Source organism: Bacteroidota bacterium (assembly GCA_018266755.1).
Taxonomy (GTDB): Bacteria; Bacteroidota; Ignavibacteria; order Palsa-1295; family Palsa-1295; genus JAFDZW01.
This window is the reverse complement of record JAFDZW010000006.1, coordinates 198,375-219,945: the sequence shown is the minus strand read 5'-3', so window position 1 is coordinate 219,945 and position 21,571 is coordinate 198,375. Positions and strand designations below refer to the sequence as shown.

Sequence of the window (21,571 nt, the reverse complement as noted above, 5' to 3'; positions counted from 1 at the left end):
GGTTACATGCTCTCGGGCGCGGAAACGCCGAGGATCGTACAACCGGCCGCGAGCACATACTTCGCTGCCAATGCGAGCGCAAGACGCGCCGACTGCAACGGCTCGGGCTGGCCGACGATACGACAATCATGATAAAACTTATGGAATCCTGCCGCCACCGTACGTAGATACTCGCAGATATGGTGCGGAGCCGACCCTTCGGCCGCCCGCACGACGAGCGTGGGGAATTGCGAGAGCAACTTCACGAGTTCGCGTTCGCTCGGGTGGGTCAGGACGTCGAGGTTACTCTCGGCGAGCTTCGTCGTATCGATCTGCTGGTCTGCGGCAAAACGCAGGATGCTCGCGATACGGGCATGTGCATACTGCACGTAGTACACCGGATTCTTTTCCGATTGCTCCTTTGCAAGCGAGAGGTCGAACTCGAGATGCGACCCCACTGCGCGCATATTGAAGAAAAACTTCACGGCATCGACGCCGACGTCGTCGATCAGTTCGTCGAGCGTGTACGTCCCACCCGATCGTTTCGAGAACTTCACTAGCTCGCCGCCATTCATGAACGACACCATCTGGTGGATGATCACTTCTACGTTCGCGGGGTTGTATCCAAGCGCTTTTACCGTCGCCAGAACGTCGGGGATCGTCGCAATATGATCGGCGCCGAAAATATCGACGATATGATCGTACCCGCGGGATAGTTTGTCGCAGTGGTAGGCGATATCCGGCAAGCGATATGTCGGTTCGCCGGTGGACTTGACGATCACGCGGTCCTGCTCCATCCCCATTTCCGAAAGCTTGAGCCACACGGCTCCGTCTTTATCGTATGCAAGCCCTTTGGCCTTCAACTCGGCAATAAGATTGGCGATCTTGCCGCTGTCGTAGAGCGACTGTTCGTTGAAAAAGACGTCGTGCTTGACCTTCAGGCGTTCGAGAGTTTTTTTAATGCGACTGAAATTCGCTTCTTCTGCAAATTTCTGGAATGCGGAAAGCTCGGCTGTACGGTAGCCTTCGCCGTGCAGCGCGATGAGTTCTTTGGCGATCTCGATGATCTCGACACCATGATACCCATTCTCGGGCAACTCGATCGATTCGCCGAGCTCCTGTAAATACCGCACACGGGTAGAGATTGCGAGGTTTCGCATCTGGTTGCCCGCGTTGTTAAAGTAATACTCGCGCACGACGGTGTACCCGGCCGCTTCGAGCAGGTTCGTGATCGCAAGTCCGAGGCAGACTTGGCGGCCGTGTCCGGCATGCAGATTGCCGGTCGGGTTGGCGCTGACCCATTCGACGTTGACCGTCTTGCCCGCATACTTCGTCGAGCGGCCGTACTTCGGTCCGGCGCTTAGAATAGAGCGCAGACTGTCGGAATATTGTCCCTGCGAGAATTTGATATTAATAAACCCCGGTCCGGCTACTTCGATCGTATCGAGCCAGCCGATACCTGTCGTGGACCGGATCCGTGCGGAGATCTCGTCGGCGACGGCACGCGGCGCCTTCTTCAGCGGCTTCGCGAGTTGCAGCGCGATATTCGTGGCGAGATCACCGTGGTCGCTATTCTGCGGAACGGTGAACTCGATGGCTCCGGCAAATTCCGGATGGATCTCTTTGACGGCCGAAAGAAACAGTTGTTGTAGTTGTTCGTCCATTACAGGGTTCGCAAGACTCTAATCCTCGCTGTCGGCGCCAGGCGGCGCATCGGCAGACGAAAACTAAATAACGCGGTTTTCGCTTCTAATACTCCTAACCTATTGGAATTTCAATAGGATTGGACTTAACCCTTTCAATCGAAGGAACTTGAAGATTCTCGTTACCGGCGGTGCCGGCTTCATCGGAAGCCATGTCAGCGATGCCTTTATCGGCGCCGGCCATGAGGTGGTGATTCTGGACGATCTCTCGAGCGGCAAGCTCGAGAATGTCAACGCGAATGCGGAGTTCGTCCATGGCAATATCAAAGATCGCGGATTCGTCGAAGACCTCTGCGAACGCTCCCACTTCGACATCATCGACCACCACGCCGCGCAAATCGACGTCCGCAAAAGTGTCGCCGACCCCGCCGCCGATGCCGATACCAATATCCTTGGTTCGCTCAACCTTATGGAAGCGGCTCGCAAATTCGGGGTGAAACACTTTATCTTCGCATCGACCGGCGGAGCCATCTATGGAGAACAAGATTATTTCCCGGCAGACGAAGAGCACCCGACCCGTCCCGAATCGCCGTACGGTGTGGCAAAACGCTCCGTAGAGTTATATCTCGAATATGAACGCAAAGCCTACGGAATGCGGCACACGATCTTCCGGTATTCCAATGTGTACGGACCCAGACAGGATCCTCATGGCGAAGCGGGCGTCGTGGCGATCTTCTGCAACGCACTGATCGAAGGCCGCCAAAGCTACATCTTCGGGGATGGAAAGCAAACCAGAGATTATGTCTATGTTGCGGACGTCGCAGCCGCACATCTCGCTGCGTTACATACGCTGACAACTTCGAATACGTATAACATTGCAACCGGGATCGAGACGGATGTCAACACACTGTTCTCGGTACTCAATGAACATCTCTGTGATGCGAAGGCAACGGCAGAGTATGCTCCGGCACGGCTCGGTGAGCAGTTGCGGAGTGTGTGCGATCCGGCGAAGGCTGCACGAGAACTCGGGTGGAAGCCGGAGGTGTCGCTTTCCGAAGGATTGCGCCGAACGGCTGACTATTTCAAGCAAATGTTAACGGCATGATGCGACGCCTCGCATCGCTGCTGCTGTTGTTGCTGGTCGCCGGTTGCGCCGCGATCCAGCCGCCTCCCGGCGGAAAAGAGGACAAAACACCTCCGAAAATCGAAGAGGTTACGCCGGCGCCGCAGTCGCTCAACGTCTCGCGCACGACAAAACTCCACTTCCAGTTTCAGCACAATCTTGATCGTAGTTCGTTTACCAATGCGATTACGATCACGCCGTATATGAGCGGCGTCGTCAAGTACGATTGGTCGGGGTATGACGAAGTCACCGTGAATTTTCCGGACACGCTTCGTGCGAACACTACCTATATCGTGACACTGACAAAAGAACTGAAAACGATCCGAGGTGGCGCGCTGACAGAACCGTACCAGCTTGTATTCTCGACCGGTCCGGCCATCGACACAGGATTTATTCAGGGGAATATCCTCCCGGCGATCACAACAGGTGCAGCAGTTGACCTGAAGAATGTGTCGGTGTTCGCATACGATATCAGCACGATCTCGGCGGATACGCTGCATCTCGACCGCGTTCGACCCGATTATATTACCCAACCGACCGACAAGGGCGTCTTCGAATTTCGTGCGATGAAGCCATCGCACACGTACCGGATGTTTGCGATCGTCGATGAATTTCGCAATCGGGTCTTCGATCCGGGGATCGACGCCTATGGCATGCCGAATAGCGATGTAGAACTGCGGGGCGCCGCACGCTATGGTGTTCGCATTCGCATGATGCCGAAGGCAGATACGTCGAAGCCACAACTCACCGATGCCGAGGCCAACGATGTGTATCACATTCGGGCCCGATTCTCGAAAGCGCTTGACAGCGCCAGTGTGCGCGCTTGGAATTTCACTGTGTCAGACAGCGCAACTGGTGTGCGACTTCCGGTTGCCGCAGCATTCCGAGGAAATATCGAAAAGGCCGCGGGCACTGTGATGCTGATGCTCGGTACGCCGATGTCGAAGAACGCAGTGTACAAACTCACTGCGCTTGCCTCGGTGCATGACATGGCCGGCAATGCACTCGATACCGGTGCGAACGTCAGTTGGATTCGCCCCCTCTCGGCGCGCGATACATTTGCTGCTCCGCATTTCGGCGGTATTCCATTCCCGGACAGCATTCGAGGCGTGCTGCCGGAGTTCATGCAGGTGCTTAGTTTCAGCGACGCCGTTGATACCGCGGCGTTCGAAGCAGGTGTACGCTTGTTCGATTCGACAAATAAGCCCGTCACACTGCAATTCACCTGGCTTGATGGTATTCGCGTGCGTGTGGAAACAGCACAACCATTGTTGCCACGTGCGCTCTACCGGTTCGAGTTCAAGGGTACGTCTGTGGTGCCACCATCCGCGGTTCACGCAACGGCGAATAAAGATACCACGATCATCACGCACTTCTTCACCGCAGAGAGAACCGAATACGGAACGGTCAGTGGTTCGGTCACTACCGCCGATTCGTCACGATCGGGCGCGAGCATTGTTGTCCGGCTTATCTCGAGTGACGGAGCCTGGAACAGAACGCTCGCTCTGCCAGCCGGAACACACAACTATGTCTTCGACAAAGTCCCCAAAAATCGTTATCGAGTACAGGCATGGTTGACCGAACGTCCGGATAGGGGATACGAAGGCGGGACGCCGATCCCTCTTAAATTTGCATTGCCAAGCGGCGACTATCCCGATGAGATCGATGTGCGCCCGAAGTGGACACTCGAGCACATCGACATACAATTACAGTAACTACCCATCATGAAGCATCTGAAACGTGCACTGACGCTCTACCCGACGACGTCGATCGTTGTGGGTTCGGTCGTCGGCTCCGGCATATTTGTCGTGCCGGTATCGATGGCCGCCGAACTTGGAAGTGCAGCGACAATGCTGCTCGTCTGGGTCGGTACCGGGATCCTGACACTCTTCGGAGCGCTGACGCAGTGTGAACTCATCGGACAGATGCCCCGCACCGGCGGCCTCTACGAATATCTTCGTGAGATCTACGGCGATTTTATCGGCTTCCACTATGGGTGGGCGAACCTGATGATCGCCGGCTCGGGCGCGATCGCCGCGATAGCGTTGATCTTCGCAACATATCTCGGCGAGTTCGTCTCACTGCCTGTTCTCTTCGGCTCGCTTGCAGAAGTACCGTTCCATATTCCGTATCTCGGGGATGTGTTTCCCTTCGCACATTTCACCGAGAAGCTGATCGCTGCAGGCTTGGTCGTGTTTCTGACATATATCAACGTTCGGGGTGTGAAAGTCGGCGCGATGCTTCAGAGTATCTCGACAACTGCGAAGGTTGTCGCATTGCTTGGGATCTGCGCCGTTGCCTTCATTGCCGGGTCGCATGTAGGGTCGGTCTCGCATTGGACGAGCATGGCCCCGAAGGGAACGACACTTTCGTCGTGGACGCTGCTCGGGGCGGTTGCTACGGCGGTCACAAAAGCATTCTGGGCGTATGACGGCTGGGGGAACGTTGCCTATATCGGCGGCGAGGTGAGGGAGCCGGAACGGACACTGCCTCGGGCGATTATCCTCGGGACACTCGTCTTCACCGGATTATATCTTCTGCTGAATCTTGCATACCTCTATATTCTTCCGGTCGCAGAGATAGCGGCTGTTCCGAATCAACGCGTTGCCTCCGCAGTCGTAACCGCAGTGCTTGGCGCCGGTGGAGGAGGGGTGATTGCAGCGCTGATCATGCTTTCGACGTTCGATACGACGAATTCGACGATCCTGACGAATGCGCGCGTGTATTATGCCATGTCGCGCGATAAGCTCTTCGTCCCCGCTGCATCGTCGGTACACGAGCGGTATCAGACGCCGAGCATCGCGCTCTGGCTGCAAGGCGGATGGGCATTGTGCCTGCTCTTTAGCGGCTCGTTCGATTTGCTGCTCGATATGTACATCTTCGTCAATTGGGGACTCTATGTATTGATGGCGCTCGGCGTGTTTATCTTGCGCGTGCGTCAGCCCAATCGCGACCGTTCGTTCAAGGTACCCGGCTACCCATTCGTCCCGGCAGTCTTTGTGATCTTTGCAACTTCTTACCTCGTTGTGACACTCATCAAAGATATCGCCGCGTACAATGCGGGGGAACAGCCGATCATCAGCAGTCTTGCCGGTGTTTTGCTCGTCCTGAGCGGCGTGCCGTTCTACTATTATTGGAAGAACAAGCGCGAGGTAGCAGCGCATGACGCACGATCATAATCATTCCTTACCGTAGCGAGACGTATGAACAGACTCGATATTCTTGGCATTGCAGCGCATCCGGACGATGTAGAACTCTCCTGTGCCGGCACATTCCTTGCCGCAAAACGCAGCGGGAAGCGAACGGGTATTCTGGACCTGACACTCGGCGAGCTTTCGACTCGCGGAACGCTCGAGACACGAGCGCAAGAAACCGCCGAAGCATCGCGTATTCTCGAACTCGATTATCGTGCGAATCTGCAATTCTCCGACGGCAATATTCCTGTTGACGAGGATTCCATTCATGCCGTGATTCGCCAGATTCGTGCGACGCGCCCGTCGATCGTGTTCTGTCCGCATTTCAGCGAGCGCCACCCCGATCATGAAGCGGCTGCCGAGTTGACGCACCGTGCCGCATTCTATTCCGGTCTGGCGAAAATCGAAACACTCGGTGAAGACGGCAAACCGCAGGAGCCGTATCGTCCGCTGCTTGTCCTGCATTTTATGCAGACATATGTCTTCGAACCGAAGATCATCATGGATGTCACGAATGTGTTCGACGATCGTCTGCGCTGCGTGCAGGCATACGGATCGCAGTTCGGCAGAGGAGCACGCGGCGCAGCGCTTGAAACAAACGAGCGCGAGACGTTTCTTACTCAAAAGGGCTTCTACGAATGGATCGAGGCCCGAGCCCGACACTATGGGATGCAGATCGGCGCGCAATTCGGCGAGCCGTTCTGGTGCCAGGGGACGCCGGGTGTTACGAATATCTTCGATATCGTGACGAAACGGATCGCATAGGTCGTAGTACCGTTGCGTCTGCGTTGTTTCGCCGATATCTCTTAGTATGACCACCCACGTTCGCATCGTCGCAGCTTCGGTTTCGATCCTCTTGGTCGGGCTGCTTGCCGCATGCTCGTCACAAGTGCCGGCGCTGCACGAGACTCCGTGTTACGTGCCGACGATCGAGTGCAAACCCGGCCAATACAGCGGGGTGGGGCTCGATACGGCGAACGTACAGAGCGACGGGTATCGGTATCACATCGATCTGCTGCCGTCTCCGGTCAATTCCGATTTCAACGACAACGCGATCGTCTTCCTCGACCAATCGCATGCGGCGATCAGCGCAGAACGTACGTCGCGCGGAGCAGGCCGCCAGCCGAAACGCGATGCCGATTCGATCTACGAACATCAACGCCTCCTGCTCTCGACGTTCGGGGGTGATCTGCAGTTCTCGCCGCTTCGTGAAGTGCAAGGGACCGATTCGTTGGAGACTGTCGGCGCATGCTGGTACAGCGTGGCCGATGGACTGCTCTACTTTACCGCGAAAGCTCCGAATGACGATGCCGACGATTACGATCTCTATACTGCGCGCATTTCGGTTGCCGGAGATATTGCGACGCTTGACGATATCAAACGACTTTCTTCGGTCGATCAGCCGAATGCCTTCGACGGGCAGCCAACCGTTTCGCCGAATGGTTTAACACTGGTCTTTACTTCGGATCGCCTCGGCGGATACGGCGGCACCGATCTGTGGATGAGCCGCCGTGCTTCGGTCTCCGTGGTGTGGCCCGAGCCGACCGCGCTGCCCGGCCCCGTGAATTCCGAGTGTGATGAGATCACCCCTTCATTTTCGCGCGACGGGAAAAACCTTTTCTTTGCGTCGGATGGCCATGCAACCGTCGGCGGCTACGATCTCTTTAGTACAACGACCGACTGGAAGAATGTTCGCAATCTCGGAGCGCCTGTCAACTCGCAAGCCGACGAAGTCTTTCCCTACGAGTTGAGCGACTCGCAGTTCTTCTATAGTTCAAGTCAGAAGGCAGACTTTAAAGGGATGAATCTCTTCGAGGTTCGACGCACGAAGATTGATCGTCAGGTTGCCTCAGCAGATCCGCGGCAGCTTCCCGATTCGATCAAACTGCACGGGCACGTACTCCTTCCGAAGCTCGACCGCAGCGGTTCGCCGGAAGTATTTGTCCGCGATGTCGCACGCGATACCGAGATTGCGCGAAAACCGACCGATACTACAGGCGCATACGCATTTACAGTACAGAACGGTCGGCAATACGATGTCGGCGCGGACGTACAGGACAAGTTCTACGATGTGCACCGTGTCGATCTTCGTCACGAAGCGGAGCCTGTTGTAGAGGTGCCGCCGCTATCGGTCCCCGACACGCTTGTACTGCGGATCAATTTCCCGTTCGATGACGATGCGCATCCGTACGATTTCGTCTATGACGACGGAGGGAAACGCTCGGACACAAAGTGGCAGACATCGCTCGATCTGTTGGCACATTCGATCAAGTCGAGCTCGTCATCGTTGAACCGTGTGTTGCTCTATGGTCATACCGATTCGCTCGGGACAGATGAATACAACCGGGCGCTGGCGATGCGCCGTGCAACCTTCATCGCACGAGAACTCGAGAAGCGGGGGATCGCCGCCAAATTATTAGTGATCGCCTCGAAAGGCCGCACGTCGCCGGTTGCACGGCGCGAAGGGGAGGATGACGAGACGTACCGTCTGCGGTGCCGGCGCGTGGAATTTGTCAAAGTGTTTGGGAAGGAGACTACTCGATGAAGCCGCTGCTTCTGCTGCTATTGCTTGGGACGGTGCTCGCCGGCTGCGTCACGCGCACCGAACTTGACAGCTATACGATCACCGTACGGGATACTTCGTACCGTGCACGCGTGCGGAATGTCCCGGGCGACGACAATGGCGTCATCTTCCCATCATCGCGGCTAACGAGCGTACATAACGGGACGATCTCCTACGATTCGACGTATGAGCGAAAGTACCCTGACTTCCTGCGATATGGCTTGTTCGAATTCGGCGGGTTCATCACCGGCGCAAGCGGGCCGGGCCTCGGCGCGGGGTTGCTCGGCGTCTATACCTTACTCGATTCCAACGAGATCAAAAGTCTTGCAGCCCCGCGAGAGAATAGCATGTTCAAAGGCCGCCTCGTTCGCGTGCTGCCGTTGGAATACCGGCTGCGATGGTTCGACGATGCGCCGAATTGGACGATCGGCTGGAGCGCATACGAAAGCATTGCGCAGAACACCGATTCGTCGAACACGCTTACGAGCGTCGGGACGAACCTCTACATTCGCAAGCGGTACTGGTTCCGCGACCATGCGCCGTTTCTGTTTGCATCGCCGTTTTTCGGTATAAGTTTATATCCGTCGTTGTATGTAAATCTTGGGGGCGAGCTGACGTTCGGCTCGTTTGGCGGTTTCAATATTCGTGGGTATCTCGGCCTCGCAAGCGGCTTTACATGGCAGGGCGCGTTGCCACAAGGGGCGACGGCACATTCGATCACGACGGTCTATACCGGTCTCGGCGTCAGTGCGCTCGATTTTGTCAACAAAGTATCCGAGACCGAGCATGAGTGGATCGATTATCTGCACTCTGCCGTCGAGGTGTCGGCCGTGGACGTCGATCTGTATTACGGCACGGCCGGGTACTCGAATCTCTTTTCGAAAAATGTCAGTCTGCCGTTTACGGGCGTTGGAGTACAGGTCGCGACAGCGCATTTTCCGTTGGGCATTCTCAATGGGAAGTTTTGGGCAGGGACGTCGCTCTTCAAGTTCTTTGCGCTTGGCTACGATCAAGCGCTTATGAGTGTGCTGCCGTTGCGGTTTGGATATCGCGAATATTTGATCGCCGAAGATCTGACGGTCGAGCCATTCATCGAAGCCAACTATTATCCGTCGTCGTTCATCAACCTTGGCGCACGCTTGAAGCTCAACACATTTCGCGACATCACCGTCGGGATCAATGCTGGGTACGCGGCAGGATCGAGCGGTGCGTTCTATCCGAGGATCTTTACCAATAATGCCAGTGTGATCCGTGGCGAACTCAGCTCGTTCTATCTCGGCCTTTCGCTTGGTCTGAAAGACCGCTATAACACTCCCGAACGAGTTCATCAACTCGAAAGGATCAACGAGCAATGGTAGTCCGTGGTACACGCATGCTGATCGTCTGCGCTGCGCTCGCCGTATCGGTACTTGGTTGTTCCGATCCGTATCGATTTACGATCGCATCGAGCGATCCGGTCGATTGCAGGGTGTTTACGGCGTTGCATAGTGTCGAGCGTGTCCCGTATGGATTTCAAATGAAACCGAACTCGGTGGTGGGCATGACTTCGCTGGAGTATACGCAATTCATCTGGCGTGGGATCGTCCGAACGCACGGTGGAGAAGGATTCGCGCTCTTGCTGCGACCGACGATCGAAGAGACGGTGCGCGACTCCGGACTCATCCTGCACTTCTACACATCAGGCGGCATGGCGCTCGATTCGGCAAACACACGGCTCGAACGCAACCCCGCATTCCGATTCCCACAGGATTCGAATGCGCTTGTAACGATCTACAACGACGAAGATTTTTTGCAGGTGACCGTTGGGTGCGATACGGTGCTGCGCCGACATTCGATGCGCATGGAATCCGACGATCTCGGGATTCGCTCGGGCGAGGGGACGGAGGTTACGGTACTTGGTCCGGTCTGGAAACAACACGCGCCGCCGATCGAGATGCATGTACGATCCGGCCGGGACCTCTAACGCAGCGGGTCGGCACGGAGCAATTGGCCGAAAACAAAACACGCCCGGCCTTTCGACCGGGCGTGTTCGTACTATCGTGCAATAACGACTTACTTGATAGCGTCCTTGAGGCCCTTACCGGCAGCGAAGCGGGGAACCTTGCGTGCTGCGATCTTGATCGTTGCACCGGTCTGCGGGTTGCGGCCCGTACGAGCCGAACGCTTCGACACCTTGAACGTGCCGAATCCGACAAGCGACACCGCGCCGCCCTTCTTGAGCGTCTTGGTGATGGTTTCAACGATGGCTCCAAGCGCGCGGTCGGAATCTGCTTTCGAAAGTCCCGACGCTTTCGCCACGGCATCAATGAGTTCTGCTTTGTTCATAAGAAGTGGTATGAATGAGAGTGTAAAACAGCGTACGAATTTCTTTCTCTGTCCCGCATCGTATGATCATGGCAGCAAAGAAAGGAACTCGAATATACAACAAAAATTACCTCGTCGAAGCAAATGCTTCCAGCGATTCGCATACTGCTCCGGTGCGTGTCGACCGATGGGGTCACCCCGTTGAGAGTGCCGTCTGGCGGGCGTTCCGCGCTGGGGAAGTAGACGATACAAAGATAAGGAAGAATTGTCGTGCCCGCAAAAAATCAGAATGTCCAGCGTGCGGCCAATCGTCCTTCGACAAGCGGTGCACTCGACGATCGATGTGCATCGTACTCGTCATGTACGAGTGTGCTGTACCACAAACTTCCATAGAGTCGAAGCCCCAACGCATCGACATCATCGAGCACCACGACGACGAGCGGACCGAAACGGGCGATGCGTTCCTGCAGCGACAGCGATGTCGAGATCGCAGTGTTCGGTGCGGATCGTAATTGATAGAACGCCCGTGCGCCAAGGCGGACAAGCGTCGGCGAATGTGCCGAGCGGTCGTCGATGTCGAACGTTACTTCGCCCGATATCTCGCTGGTACGAAGCAACGGACGCTCGCTGAACGCATCGACGTTATATGCGCCGCGTTCATACAAGCCCACCGTTACATTCGACGATACGGCGCCGAAGGCCCGCGGAAATAACGGCATGCGGCCGGTCCTGATGCGCACGCTATCGCTGCCGTTGACGCCGCGGATGAGGTAATCGCGACCCGCGATCGGATCGATCGTCGGCAGAGTAAAATCATACACGGCATAATTCGAAAACACCTCTGCCGAGAGGACATTGCGAAGCGATCGGTTCTCGAAGAGCGTCGAGCCAGTAAACGAGATTGTCTTTCCCGTGTAGTTCTGTGCGCTGCGGTCGCTTTTGAGATACACCAAATGACTGCGTGCGAGCCGCAACTGCGCCGAAGCCGAAAACCGGTCGTTGAACACATGTGTGTAGAGTAACAGCGCGTTCAGATATAACTCATCGCGGTCATCGTGATTATCCGGGCTCGGCGTATCGTAGCGCAAGAGCCGTGAGGAAACGAGTGCGACGATCGAGTCGCGTGCGGCGACCGGAATACCGATGTCAATACCTGCGGTCGATTGTCTGCCATCGTAACTGGTCGCTTCGAATATATCCGACAGCCGCTTGAGCAAGGTGTTCGACGCGAACGGAAATGCCGATGCGGTGACGTCGTTCGTCTGTGAATTCTCGACGTAGCGTACCGAGGCGCCAAATGTCGGCGCTCGGCCGTTCGTCCATGCAGCGGGCGACCATTGCAGGCGGCTCGAGAGATCCAGATCGAATGCAGTCGTCGATGATGGCAGCAAAAACGATGAGGACGTGAGAAAATTTGTCGGGGTCGTCGAAAGGTCGATCCCCTTGGTCTGACGGTCGATCGTGCGCGGCGTGACCGTGCCGTCGAAAAGAAAATCGAGCCGCCTGGGGACAATGGGGTAATGCAGCGAATTACGAATGTCCACGGTCATCTCGGAGCGTTCTTGCCGTGCATAGGGCGCGAGCGAATCGACGTTGAAGTAAAAATCCTGCCGTTTGAGCGTGAAGCCGATCGACGATTCGTTCGAACCTCCGTCACCGAGCGAGGTCACATAATGGATTCGGGCGCCGTCGTTGCGGCCGGCTTCGCCGAGCGAAGGGAAGCGGCGCTCATCGAGGCGGGCGCTCAGATCGAGCAGTGAGCCGTCGGCGACACTGATTGGCTCCGTCTCGGCTCTGGCCTGGATAATGCTGCCGGTCGATTTGCCGTAGAGAAACGATTTGTATGCAAGCCCTGCGCTTGCCGAGACATTCAGTTCGTCGAGCGCAGCATAGTCGGCTCCGGCAAGTGCATAGCCGTCGCTCACGCGTTGCAGCGAAGAGAAGATCGTCCCGAGCGCCGATTGCGGTTGATTGAGCGAATATGTATTGCCGAAGAGCGTAGTACTCAGCCCAAGCGTGCGCGCGACGACCGGGAAATCGGAGCGCAGATACGCCGTCCCCTCGTTTGTTCGGGTGCGCGTATCCTGACGAAGTTCCGAACGCGCTTCGCTGGAGAAGGAGATCGACGGGTGATAACTGAGCGGGTCCTGCGGATGAAAGGAGAGCTGCGACCCCGCTGACCAATTATAGAGCGAACTGGTATGATCGAAGCCGAACTCGAGCGAACGCACATCATGGAATTGCGTCATCGAGTCGATTACGGGCAGCGAACTCACCGCTCCCGGATGCCACCACGAGCGCGCAAGCGTATCGAACGTCTGGGCCCAGACTGTCGATACGCCAAGAAGGAGAAATACAATGACAGCGACGACGCTCTTCACAAGTACGAATATACCAGTGAAGATCGGTACAGATTACTTATTGCTTCGGCTTGACGAACACGGTGATCGTATCGCGCGCAGCGCTGCCCCAGCAGCCGATGCCGCCATCGATGTGATTAAGCGACGGCTGATAGGGGATGATCGTCTCGGCGCCATAACCGATGGCGCGCTTGTAATCGACCCAGTTGGTGTCCATCGCTAAGAGCGTGATGCGATTCGGGCCGAACCAGCCGAACAAGCGAGAATAGATCTGCATGTTCGGCGCCGTCTGAATAAAGCCGTAGCGGACGTATGCATTCGTATCCACCGGTGGGCCTTGCACGCCGGTATTGATCTTCCCGAATGTCGTATCGAGCGCCGTGATCTGAAGCATGTATTTCCGATTCGGCTCGTCGACGGGACCACCCTTCAACGTAAAGTTGAAGTTCGTCGCATTGGTCGTATCGAGGATCAGGATGCGATCTGTCGGAAACGCAGTCTCGCGATTGGTGATCTGGATCGGCATCGGGACGATCGTCGCACTGGTCGCAGTCTGTCCGCCGGCTGTCACTTTGAGGAAATACGTTTTCCCGCCTTCGACGGTGAGTGCTGATTTCGGCAGCGAATAGCGACCGGGACGGTTCGGGATTTCCGACAGCGAATAGTCGGTGCCATCGACCGTGACCGTCACGCTTGCACCACGAATCGCAGAAGCAGAATCGCTGAAGGGTTTGGTGTATTCGGTCGTCCAGTGCAGGATCACCGAATCGATCCCTTCGCCGGGATAGATGAACCCTTGGATCACGATCTGAGGGGCATATTGCGATTCGATCGCGCCGTCACAACCGGCGAATGCAGCAGCGGCAAGGAGCAGAGTAATGAGTGATTTCTTCATGGCGCTTAAAATTTTACGGTGAGACCGAATGTGGGAAGGATCGGCAGTAAGCGAACGTCCTCGCTCGTTGCCGGATCGGTATCGGTATTGATGCGTCGGAACCACACGTTACGGTGGTTGTAGACATTATAGATATCGATGTCGAACTGCGCGTTCTTCTTGTCGCTGAAGAAACCGAAGCTGTAGGTTGCCGAGAGATCCAGGCGATGATATGGCTCAAGGCGCAGTCCGTTTTTCGAGCCGCTGATCGGGATCAACTTTCCGCCGTAATCCGGCTCGTATGCCTCATAGAGCGCGGTAGTCTGCGAGTAGGGCTGGCCGGTCGCATACACAAACGTTGCGCCGACGGTCCAGCGGTCGTTGATGTGGTAGCTGCCGACAATGTTCAGATCGTTGCGCCGATCGTATGTCGGTGCAAAGGGAGCGTTGTTATCGATGGCCGGAAATTTGCGGCGTGTGTATGCGAGCGAATAGCCGATCCAACCGGTCCAATCGCCAATCTGCTTTTGCAGGAAGATCTCGAAACCATACGACCACCCGTTGCCGACGAAGAACACGTCGCTGAGTTTGCTGCCAGTAATAATATTCGGCTTCAACTCGACGAGGTTTGTCATGTTCTTATAGTACGTCTCGACCTCGAGTGTGAAATCTTCGAACGGCACGGTCGAGAATCCGAGGACGTACTGTTCGGCCCGCTGCGGTGCCTGTGTGCTATCGACCGGCATCCACAGATCGAATGCAGAGAACAGCGGGTTCGATGCGAGATCGAGATATTGGTGATAGATGCCGTAGCTGCCTTTAATCGTCAGGTCCGGATTGACGATATAGCGGGCACTGATGCGCGGATCGATGCCGACATCGTTGCGGGTGGAAATACCGTCCACACGCAGACCGGGCGTCAGTGCGAGGCGGTCGGTCGCTTTCCATTCGTCCGAGACGTATCCTGCATAATACCACGGACGTTGATCGATATTCGCGTTCGGGGGATTGTCGCCGGCGCTGATTTTCAGCAGGAAGTTATACTTCGATAGCTGAATGCCGGTCTTGAGCACGTTGGAAGCAGAGGAAATGTACTCGAGATCGCCGTGCAGCGAGTAATCGTAGATCTGGTTGTCGAAGGAGAATGATGAGGCTCCGAGCCCGAATTTGAGCAGGGAAAAATAATGGCTCCCGGTAAAGTTGAACTTCGTAAAAAGATCGGCAGAGAACAAGTGTGTCCAGTTGATCGACCCCGACTGGTTGCCCCAGCGGATGTCTACTTGTGACGCTTGTGCTCCGTTATCATAATACAATTTGTCGAGTCCGCCATAGCCGGAGACGGCGATCTTGTCATTATCTCCGAGCGACTGCACGAACTTGCCGTTGAGGTCGTAGAAATAGTAATTCGGCAAGTCCAGGCTTTCGCGCAGCCCCGTTGCGCCGAGAATGGCATCGAGATAGGTACGTCTGGCCGAGAACGTCATCGCGCCGTTGCCGACCGGTGTTTCGATCGACGCTCGGCTTGAGATGAGGCCGAGATACGCCGTGCCGTGCGTGTTGTAAAGGTCGCCGTCGTTGTTCGTGACACTGAGCACCGCAGAAAGTCTTCCGCCGTACTGTGCTGGAAAGCCGCCTTTGATCAGCTCGACATCTTTGATCGCATCAGGATTGAACGTCGAGAAGAAACCGAAAAAGTGGTTTGGGTTATAGAGGGTGCTGCCATCGAGCAGGATGAGGTTTTGGTCCGGCGAACCGCCTCGGATATAGAGGCCGGCTGAGATCTCGCTCACCGTCTGCACACCGGGCATGAGCTGTAGGATGCGGAAGATATCCGCTTCGCCTGCTTTCGGCAGACCGGCAACTTCCTGCGGGCGGATCGCGACGGTCGAGACTTGCGGCGATTCGCGTCGATCCTTGAATCGGTCGGTCTCGACAACCACCTCACTGCCCTGCAAGCTTTCGGGCGCGAGCAAGATGTTGAGCGTGCGTTTTTCGCCGTCCGACAGTCGGATGCGTTGTGAGTACTTTTTGTAGCTTAGCGACGTGACTTCGAGGAGCAAGTCCTCGTCCGGCGGCAGGTAGAGTGCATAATACCCGCTCTTGTTCGTGATAGCGCCTCGCTTGAGCGCCCGCACGCGAACGGTAGCGCCGATGATCGTCTCGCCGCTTGCCGAGTCCTTCACGAAGCCGGAAAGTAATGCCGAAGCAGAATCGGGTGGCACGACGATTGCGCTGCGAACAGGCTCGGTCGGTGCTGCAAATGCTGTCGTCGCCAGGGTGAGTAGCGCGAGTGTTGCCAGTAGAAGTATCCGTTTCATCGCCACAACAGACGATGTATTCGGGGGAATATTGTATGTCATATTGAGTGAAATTGCCGGTCCGCGGGCGAGCCGGTGGCCGATATCGGCCGAACGTGAATGTGATAATCGAAATACGATTTGCGCTATGCTACGCGGCAAGCACGTGCCTGTTACACACATCCGAGAATGTGTACGGAAAATCCTCTTGGGGTGGATTGCGGCCTACTGTACGATCGGCAGGATCGTCCCGGGCTGTTCGAGGCCCGTTTGCTCATTCGGTTCGACCGTCGAAATCAGGAGCGGGGTAAGATCATACACGACTTCGCCGCGGTCGTGGCCGCGCTCGGCAACATGGGCAGATACCTTCACATCAATGAGCTCGCCGAAGAGTGTCGCAGAGTTCGAACGCAGGATGCGCACACGGCGGTGTTCGCCAACCTCGGCGTCAATGCGCGGGAAGACGACCATCTTATTGGTATCGGTACGGCCTTTCCACTCGGACTCGTTCTTCTTCGAACGGCCTTCGACCAAAATGGTGTGTTCGGCGCCGATCTCGGCAAGGTTCTTGCGAGTCGAGATCTCGTTCTGCAACGTGATGATCTGGTTCAACCGACGTGTCTTTTCTTCGAGCGGGACGTCGTCTTCGAGCGTGTCATACGCCTTCGTGTTCTGACGCGGCGAGTAGTTGAACATATACGCACCCTCGTACTCGACCTCGCGCATCACCGCCATCGTCTCGAGATGATCCTCGAGCGTCTCGGTGCAGAAGCCGACGATGATGTCGGTCGAAAGCGCGGCCTGTGGCATTGCCTTCTTGATCATCTCGATGATGCTCATGTAGTGCGCACGCGTGTACGTGCGGTTCATGAGCTTCAGGATGCGATCGGAGCCGCTTTGCAATGGGAGGTGGATATACTTGCAGATGTTGTCGTACGAGGCCATCGTATCGACGAGCTTCTGGTCGAAATCCTGCGGGTGGCTTGTAGTGTAACGAATGCGCACACTGGGGACTGCCTTTGCGCATGCGGCGAGCAGATCGGAAAAGTCTTTGCCTTCGTCCTCGAACGAGTTCACGTTCTGCCCGAGGAGTGTGATCTCGCGGAAGCCTTGCCCTTCGAGCTGCTTGCATTCGTCGGCGATCGACGCGATCGAGCGCGAGCGTTCGCGGCCGCGCGTGAACGGCACGACGCAGAACGTACAGAACTTGTCGCAGCCGCGCATCACGGAGATAAACGCGCTGATGCCTTCGGCACGGAAGGGAAGAATGTCGTCGTAGGTCTCTGTTCGAGAGAGCTTGATGGCGATGCCAGCTTCGCCATCGGCGCGGGTCGATTCGACGAGCTGCGGAAGTTTGCGGTATTCGTCCGGGCCGACGACGAGATCGATGATGTTCTTGTCGCTCTTCAGCAGGTCCTTTCGCAGATGCTCCGCCATGCAACCCAGCACGCCCATTACCATCTCAGGCTTGCGCTTCTTGAGGCTGCGCCAGTGGGTGAGGCGGTTCCACACTTTGTCTTCCGCGTTCTCGCGGATGGCGCAGGTGTTCATCAGGGCAAGATCAGCCTCATCGAGCTCGGCCGTAGGCGTATAGCCCGCCTGGTTGAGCACCGAGAGCACGACCTCGGTATCCGCCACATTCATCTGGCAGCCATAGGTCTCGATATAGACTTTTCGTTGCGACATAGCGGTATATAAACCCTCTCGGAGCCGGAGGGGTTCGGGGCTCTGGCAGGCAACACAAAGCGCGGCCCGGAGTCTTAGTGCACGAATGGGATCGAGAGTGTCTTCGTCTCGCCGGAAGCTGTACGGGCCACGCAGAGATAGCTACCCGATGACAGTGCGGCGGCATCCCAGTTGAACGTGTGGTCACCTGCGTCGAGATCGCCTGAGTAGAGGGTGGAGACCTCGGAGCCGAGAATGTTCGTTATCACAACCTCGACATGCTGCCGGCGTGTACTCGTCAGAGTGAACGACGTTCTGCCAACGGAAGGCTGTGGCAGTGCCCGAAGTGCAATAGTAGCTGCTTCGCCGCTATTTGAGGTTATCGGCACCGAGCGGTCAGTGGCATCCCTTTTCCATATTCCGGCTCCCCACGTCGCTGCATATAGTTCTTTCCCCCGGACGGCCAGGTTGAAGATGCTCCGTTCTTTACCGTGGGAGGTCATTCCCATCCCTTCGTTCATGCTCTTCCAACTCGATCCGAAGTCTGTCGAGACGTACACTCCTCGAGCGACCGTGCCAACGAATACTGTGGATCCGATGACCGCCATTGTCTCGATCGTCGTATCGAACCCGTAATTCGCGCTGATGTTTGCCCAATGATCTCCGTTGTCGTCCGAACGAAAGAGTCCGTCATACGTCCCGAGAAAGAGATGTGGCCCGACGGAAGTCATGCACATGATCTCAAGATTAGTCAGACCGGTGTTCACGGTCTTCCATGTCGCTCCGGCATCGGACGACCGATACAATCCCGTTTCGGTGCCGCCGGCAAACAGGTAGGGCCCGATCGGGGTGAAGGTCCCGATGGATTTGTTGCTCAACCCGGTAAGTTGCCATGTCAATCCGTCATCGGTCGAGCGATAGAGTCCATCATAAGTGCAAAAGAATAGCGTCGTGTCAACCTGTGCAAACCCGTATGCACTATGGTAGATTAGTTCGGAGGTAAGGCTCGACCAACTCACACCGGAATCTCTTGACCGATACAGTCCGTCGTCGGTGCAAGCGTATATGCTCTGGCCCTGTGGAATGATAGAGCCGATGATTCCGACCCCGATCTCCGGAATTCCGTCGGGGGGCAAACCTGAGTCACTTGGCACCCAGTGTAGCCCGTCGTCGGTGGAGCGAGCGAAATGGCTCCAACCAGCGCCGGCCGTTAGGATGCCGAAATCCCCGACGGCGACACACCGTTCAAAACCGCTTGTGAGTCCGTCATTTGATTGGGGCCATTCGCGAACGGTTCTGCCGCTCCGATAGACGCCACGATAGTCTCTGCCGATCAACAAACCGCTGTCAGTTGGCGTTACTACATCGGTATACTGCATGAAAAGACCGAGGTAGCTTACACCCCATTGCTCGCTTCGGGAAAGCTTGTACAATCCTCCTCCCTTGCTGGCAACCAGAAGGCTCGTGTCGTCTGCGACAAGAGCCCGAAATCCCTTCAACTGAGAAAATCCGATCGTGTCAGGCGGGGCTACTGTCGAATCCCACGTATTGCCGTTGTTGGTCGAGTGCAAGAGCCCATCACCACGGATCGCAAATATGTCAGACTGGCTGACAGCGAGAGCCGTAATGTTGTTGAACGACGATGGCGTGGTTGTGGTCCAGGAATTCCCGTGATCGCTCGAGCGGAAGATGGCGCTATCGCTACCAGCGAAGAGCGTTGTGTCGGACACAGCCAGGCAAGTCATGCCGTCTCGGTATCGCAAGCCTTGGCTAACGCTACTCCACGTGAGGCCATGATCGAGCGAGCGAAACACTCCGTTCTGGGCACAACTGACAAACAGCTCGCTGCCGAGGAGTACGATGGCATTCACGTTCAGAAGTCTCGGGTCAGAAGAGATCATCGACCAACTTGCACCGCTATCGAGAGATTCATACACGCCGGAGTCTGCGCCTCCAAATATGCTCGAACCGGCTACCGTAAAGCATCCTATCCAGTTGCCCACGACCCCGGAATCACTAGGCGACCAGTGATGACCGCCGTCGGTCGATGCGAAGACCCTTGAGTTCGTTGCGGCCAGTACCCGGCGTCCGATCCTTCCAAACGCGGCAATACTTCCTCCGCCGGGTCCGTTGAGCTGTTTCCACTGCGCGACGGCATCTGCGTGCGGCAGTACCTGCACGAGAAGGACGAGAAGTGCGAACCGGATCCGGTGTTTCATCTGTACGACCTCGTGAGTGATTGGACGCTTGGACATTACTGCACTCAGAATAGTGACAACGACACAAAAGATTCCAGCGGGCAAATCTCCAAAGCTCACCATCTAATGCTCAAGTACGTTCCAGAAGCTCAGATTCTCCTCTCAGGGATTCGTTCTCCGCACAGATCGAGGTCCGTAAATCAACTCCGGCACAGGCAGCCGGTTTACTCCATCCTGCGCCTAATTCAGGAATGACTGACCTATCCCTTTCGTTAAGTCAAGCGGGAAGCGTTTGTTATTCTTGAGGATACAACTATGAAGATCCGTCTCACCCTCGCCGCAGCACTGCTCTGCATTTCGTCCGCCATTTCGTACGGTCAATTTTGGCACGTCATGCCGCCGCTTGATAAGGATAATAGTATCAACGTGTGCTATGCCAACGATGACAAGCGCATTTTTTACCTTGGGAAGGACGACGGCGGGGTGAAGAATATCTTCGCCATCGACGTCAAAACGCTCGCGGTGACGCAGGTGACGAAATTCTCCGATGCTCCGGTCGTGCGGTTCGTGGGCGTCCCCGGCAAACCGTTCTTGATCTATATGCGCGCATCGGCGGCACACCCGACAGACTATCATCTGTATAAGATCGACAATAACGGCGTAACCGTGCCGGAGGATCTCACGCCGACGGGAGACGGTATCGCGAACACGATCGTCGGCGCGCAGTATAACGGACGCTATATCTACTATTCGTCGAACAAGACGAATCCTGCGAAGATGGATTTCTACCGGTACGATGTCGCACAGAATATCTCCGAACTGGTATTCGCCAACGACAAGAACTACTCGTTGCACGCATGGTCGCGCGACCAGAAGCATGTACTCATGAGCGATGCCGCCGGTTCTAAATTATTCATTTCGGATGTCGAGACGACCGAGCGATTCCCGCTGTATTCCGCACCGCAAGCCCATTCGATCGCTGCCGCGATGTGGACGCCCGATAACAAGCAACTGCTTGTACTCGAAAGTGACGGAACGACGAACGAACTGAAAGTCATGGACATGACGACGCCGGAATCGGTAAGTCCGACAACCAAGACACTCGATACGGGCGCGGTGACCATGATCGGCGCGTCGATCAACGGCCGTTGTTTCTACGAACGGAAAGGGGATGTGCTTGCGGTCAACGATTATCAGGGACAGAATATCACGATGCTTCCGAATGGCATCGACGTCACGACCAATGCGAAAGAAACGATGATGCTGCAAGTACAGCACGGAGCCGACGGGGTAAAGCTTCGCATCTACGATATGACGAAGAAGGCCGGTGCCGAACCGATCATCATCAAGAACTATTAGACTGCCGTCGGG

The 21,571-nt window shown here is 56.1% G+C and carries 15 protein-coding genes; 8 read left to right on the top strand and 7 right to left on the bottom strand.

The window, feature by feature from the left end:
- Window positions 1-2 precede the first annotated feature (2 nt).
- Window positions 3-1,643 (bottom strand): arginine--tRNA ligase, encoded by a 1,641-nt coding sequence (locus tag JSS75_13265; protein ID MBS1904670.1) that lies wholly within the window; start codon window positions 1,641-1,643, stop codon window positions 3-5.
- Between the two features lie 148 nt (window positions 1,644-1,791).
- Between JSS75_13265 and JSS75_13260 the strand changes: the two genes are divergently transcribed.
- Genes JSS75_13260 through JSS75_13230 form a run of 7 tightly spaced genes read left to right on the top strand, consistent with a single transcriptional unit; the run spans window position 1,792 to window position 10,465 of the window.
- Window positions 1,792-2,727, top strand: coding sequence for a GDP-mannose 4,6-dehydratase (locus tag JSS75_13260; protein MBS1904669.1), 936 nt, complete (start codon window positions 1,792-1,794; stop codon window positions 2,725-2,727).
- The gene (locus JSS75_13255) at window positions 2,724-4,460 is read left to right on the top strand and encodes an Ig-like domain-containing protein (GenBank protein MBS1904668.1); all 1,737 of its coding nucleotides are present in this window, start codon (window positions 2,724-2,726) and stop codon (window positions 4,458-4,460) included. Before JSS75_13260 ends, JSS75_13255 begins: the two co-directional genes overlap by 4 nt.
- Window positions 4,461-4,469: 9 nt before the next feature.
- Entirely contained in the window at window positions 4,470-5,924 is a 1,455-nt protein-coding gene (locus JSS75_13250; GenBank protein ID MBS1904667.1) for an amino acid permease, read from the top strand.
- Between the two features lie 24 nt (window positions 5,925-5,948).
- Window positions 5,949-6,704 (top strand): bacillithiol biosynthesis deacetylase BshB1, encoded by a 756-nt coding sequence (bshB1, locus tag JSS75_13245; GenBank protein MBS1904666.1) that lies wholly within the window; start codon window positions 5,949-5,951, stop codon window positions 6,702-6,704.
- Window positions 6,705-6,750: 46 nt separating this feature from the next.
- A complete protein-coding gene (locus JSS75_13240) occupies window positions 6,751-8,484 on the top strand; it encodes a PD40 domain-containing protein (protein ID MBS1904665.1) in 1,734 nt (577 codons plus the stop codon).
- The gene (locus tag JSS75_13235; GenBank protein ID MBS1904664.1) at window positions 8,481-9,860 is read left to right on the top strand and encodes a hypothetical protein; all 1,380 of its coding nucleotides are present in this window, start codon (window positions 8,481-8,483) and stop codon (window positions 9,858-9,860) included. The genes JSS75_13240 and JSS75_13235 overlap by 4 nt, the downstream gene beginning before the upstream one ends.
- Window positions 9,854-10,465: a hypothetical protein gene (locus JSS75_13230; protein MBS1904663.1), complete on the top strand. Its 612-nt coding sequence runs from the start codon at window positions 9,854-9,856 to the stop codon at window positions 10,463-10,465. The genes JSS75_13235 and JSS75_13230 overlap by 7 nt, the downstream gene beginning before the upstream one ends.
- 89 nt (window positions 10,466-10,554) lie before the next feature.
- Here the strand turns inward: JSS75_13230 and JSS75_13225 are convergent, their stop codons facing one another.
- The 6 genes from JSS75_13225 to JSS75_13200 all read right to left on the bottom strand — a co-directional run bounded on the left by JSS75_13225 (window position 10,555) and on the right by JSS75_13200 (window position 20,221).
- The gene (locus tag JSS75_13225) at window positions 10,555-10,827 is read right to left on the bottom strand and encodes an HU family DNA-binding protein (protein MBS1904662.1); all 273 of its coding nucleotides are present in this window, start codon (window positions 10,825-10,827) and stop codon (window positions 10,555-10,557) included.
- 263 nt (window positions 10,828-11,090) lie between these two features.
- Window positions 11,091-13,187 carry a hypothetical protein gene (locus JSS75_13220; protein ID MBS1904661.1) on the bottom strand — a complete coding sequence of 699 codons (2,097 nt, stop codon included), beginning with the start codon at window positions 13,185-13,187 and terminating at the stop codon, window positions 11,091-11,093.
- 37 nt (window positions 13,188-13,224) lie between these two features.
- A complete protein-coding gene (locus JSS75_13215) occupies window positions 13,225-14,061 on the bottom strand; it encodes a DUF4249 family protein (protein ID MBS1904660.1) in 837 nt (278 codons plus the stop codon).
- Window positions 14,062-14,066: 5 nt separating this feature from the next.
- Window positions 14,067-16,358, bottom strand: coding sequence for a TonB-dependent receptor (locus JSS75_13210; protein MBS1904659.1), 2,292 nt, complete (start codon window positions 16,356-16,358; stop codon window positions 14,067-14,069).
- Window positions 16,359-16,562: 204 nt separating this feature from the next.
- Window positions 16,563-18,023 carry a tRNA (N6-isopentenyl adenosine(37)-C2)-methylthiotransferase MiaB gene (gene miaB / locus JSS75_13205; GenBank protein ID MBS1904658.1) on the bottom strand — a complete coding sequence of 487 codons (1,461 nt, stop codon included), beginning with the start codon at window positions 18,021-18,023 and terminating at the stop codon, window positions 16,563-16,565.
- Window positions 18,024-18,097: 74 nt separating this feature from the next.
- Window positions 18,098-20,221 (bottom strand): hypothetical protein, encoded by a 2,124-nt coding sequence (locus JSS75_13200; protein MBS1904657.1) that lies wholly within the window; start codon window positions 20,219-20,221, stop codon window positions 18,098-18,100.
- A gap of 294 nt (window positions 20,222-20,515) precedes the next feature.
- Between JSS75_13200 and JSS75_13195 the strand changes: the two genes are divergently transcribed.
- Window positions 20,516-21,559, top strand: coding sequence for a hypothetical protein (locus JSS75_13195; GenBank protein MBS1904656.1), 1,044 nt, complete (start codon window positions 20,516-20,518; stop codon window positions 21,557-21,559).
- Window positions 21,560-21,571 lie beyond the last annotated feature (12 nt).

Coding starts and splice junctions, on each gene's coding strand:
- bshB1 (MBS1904666.1), top strand. CDS start 5,949: ATGAACAGACTCGATATTCTTGGCATTGCAGCGCATCCGGACGATGTA.
- JSS75_13235 (MBS1904664.1), top strand. CDS start 8,481: ATGAAGCCGCTGCTTCTGCTGCTATTGCTTGGGACGGTGCTCGCCGGC.
- JSS75_13225 (MBS1904662.1), bottom strand. CDS start 10,827: ATGAACAAAGCAGAACTCATTGATGCCGTGGCGAAAGCGTCGGGACTT.
- JSS75_13250 (MBS1904667.1), top strand. CDS start 4,470: ATGAAGCATCTGAAACGTGCACTGACGCTCTACCCGACGACGTCGATC.
- JSS75_13210 (MBS1904659.1), bottom strand. CDS start 16,358: ATGAAACGGATACTTCTACTGGCAACACTCGCGCTACTCACCCTGGCG.
- JSS75_13265 (MBS1904670.1), bottom strand. CDS start 1,643: ATGGACGAACAACTACAACAACTGTTTCTTTCGGCCGTCAAAGAGATC.
- JSS75_13215 (MBS1904660.1), bottom strand. CDS start 14,061: ATGAAGAAATCACTCATTACTCTGCTCCTTGCCGCTGCTGCATTCGCC.
- JSS75_13200 (MBS1904657.1), bottom strand. CDS start 20,221: ATGAAACACCGGATCCGGTTCGCACTTCTCGTCCTTCTCGTGCAGGTA.
- miaB (MBS1904658.1), bottom strand. CDS start 18,023: ATGTCGCAACGAAAAGTCTATATCGAGACCTATGGCTGCCAGATGAAT.
- JSS75_13240 (MBS1904665.1), top strand. CDS start 6,751: ATGACCACCCACGTTCGCATCGTCGCAGCTTCGGTTTCGATCCTCTTG.
- JSS75_13230 (MBS1904663.1), top strand. CDS start 9,854: ATGGTAGTCCGTGGTACACGCATGCTGATCGTCTGCGCTGCGCTCGCC.
- JSS75_13195 (MBS1904656.1), top strand. CDS start 20,516: ATGAAGATCCGTCTCACCCTCGCCGCAGCACTGCTCTGCATTTCGTCC.
- JSS75_13255 (MBS1904668.1), top strand. CDS start 2,724: ATGATGCGACGCCTCGCATCGCTGCTGCTGTTGTTGCTGGTCGCCGGT.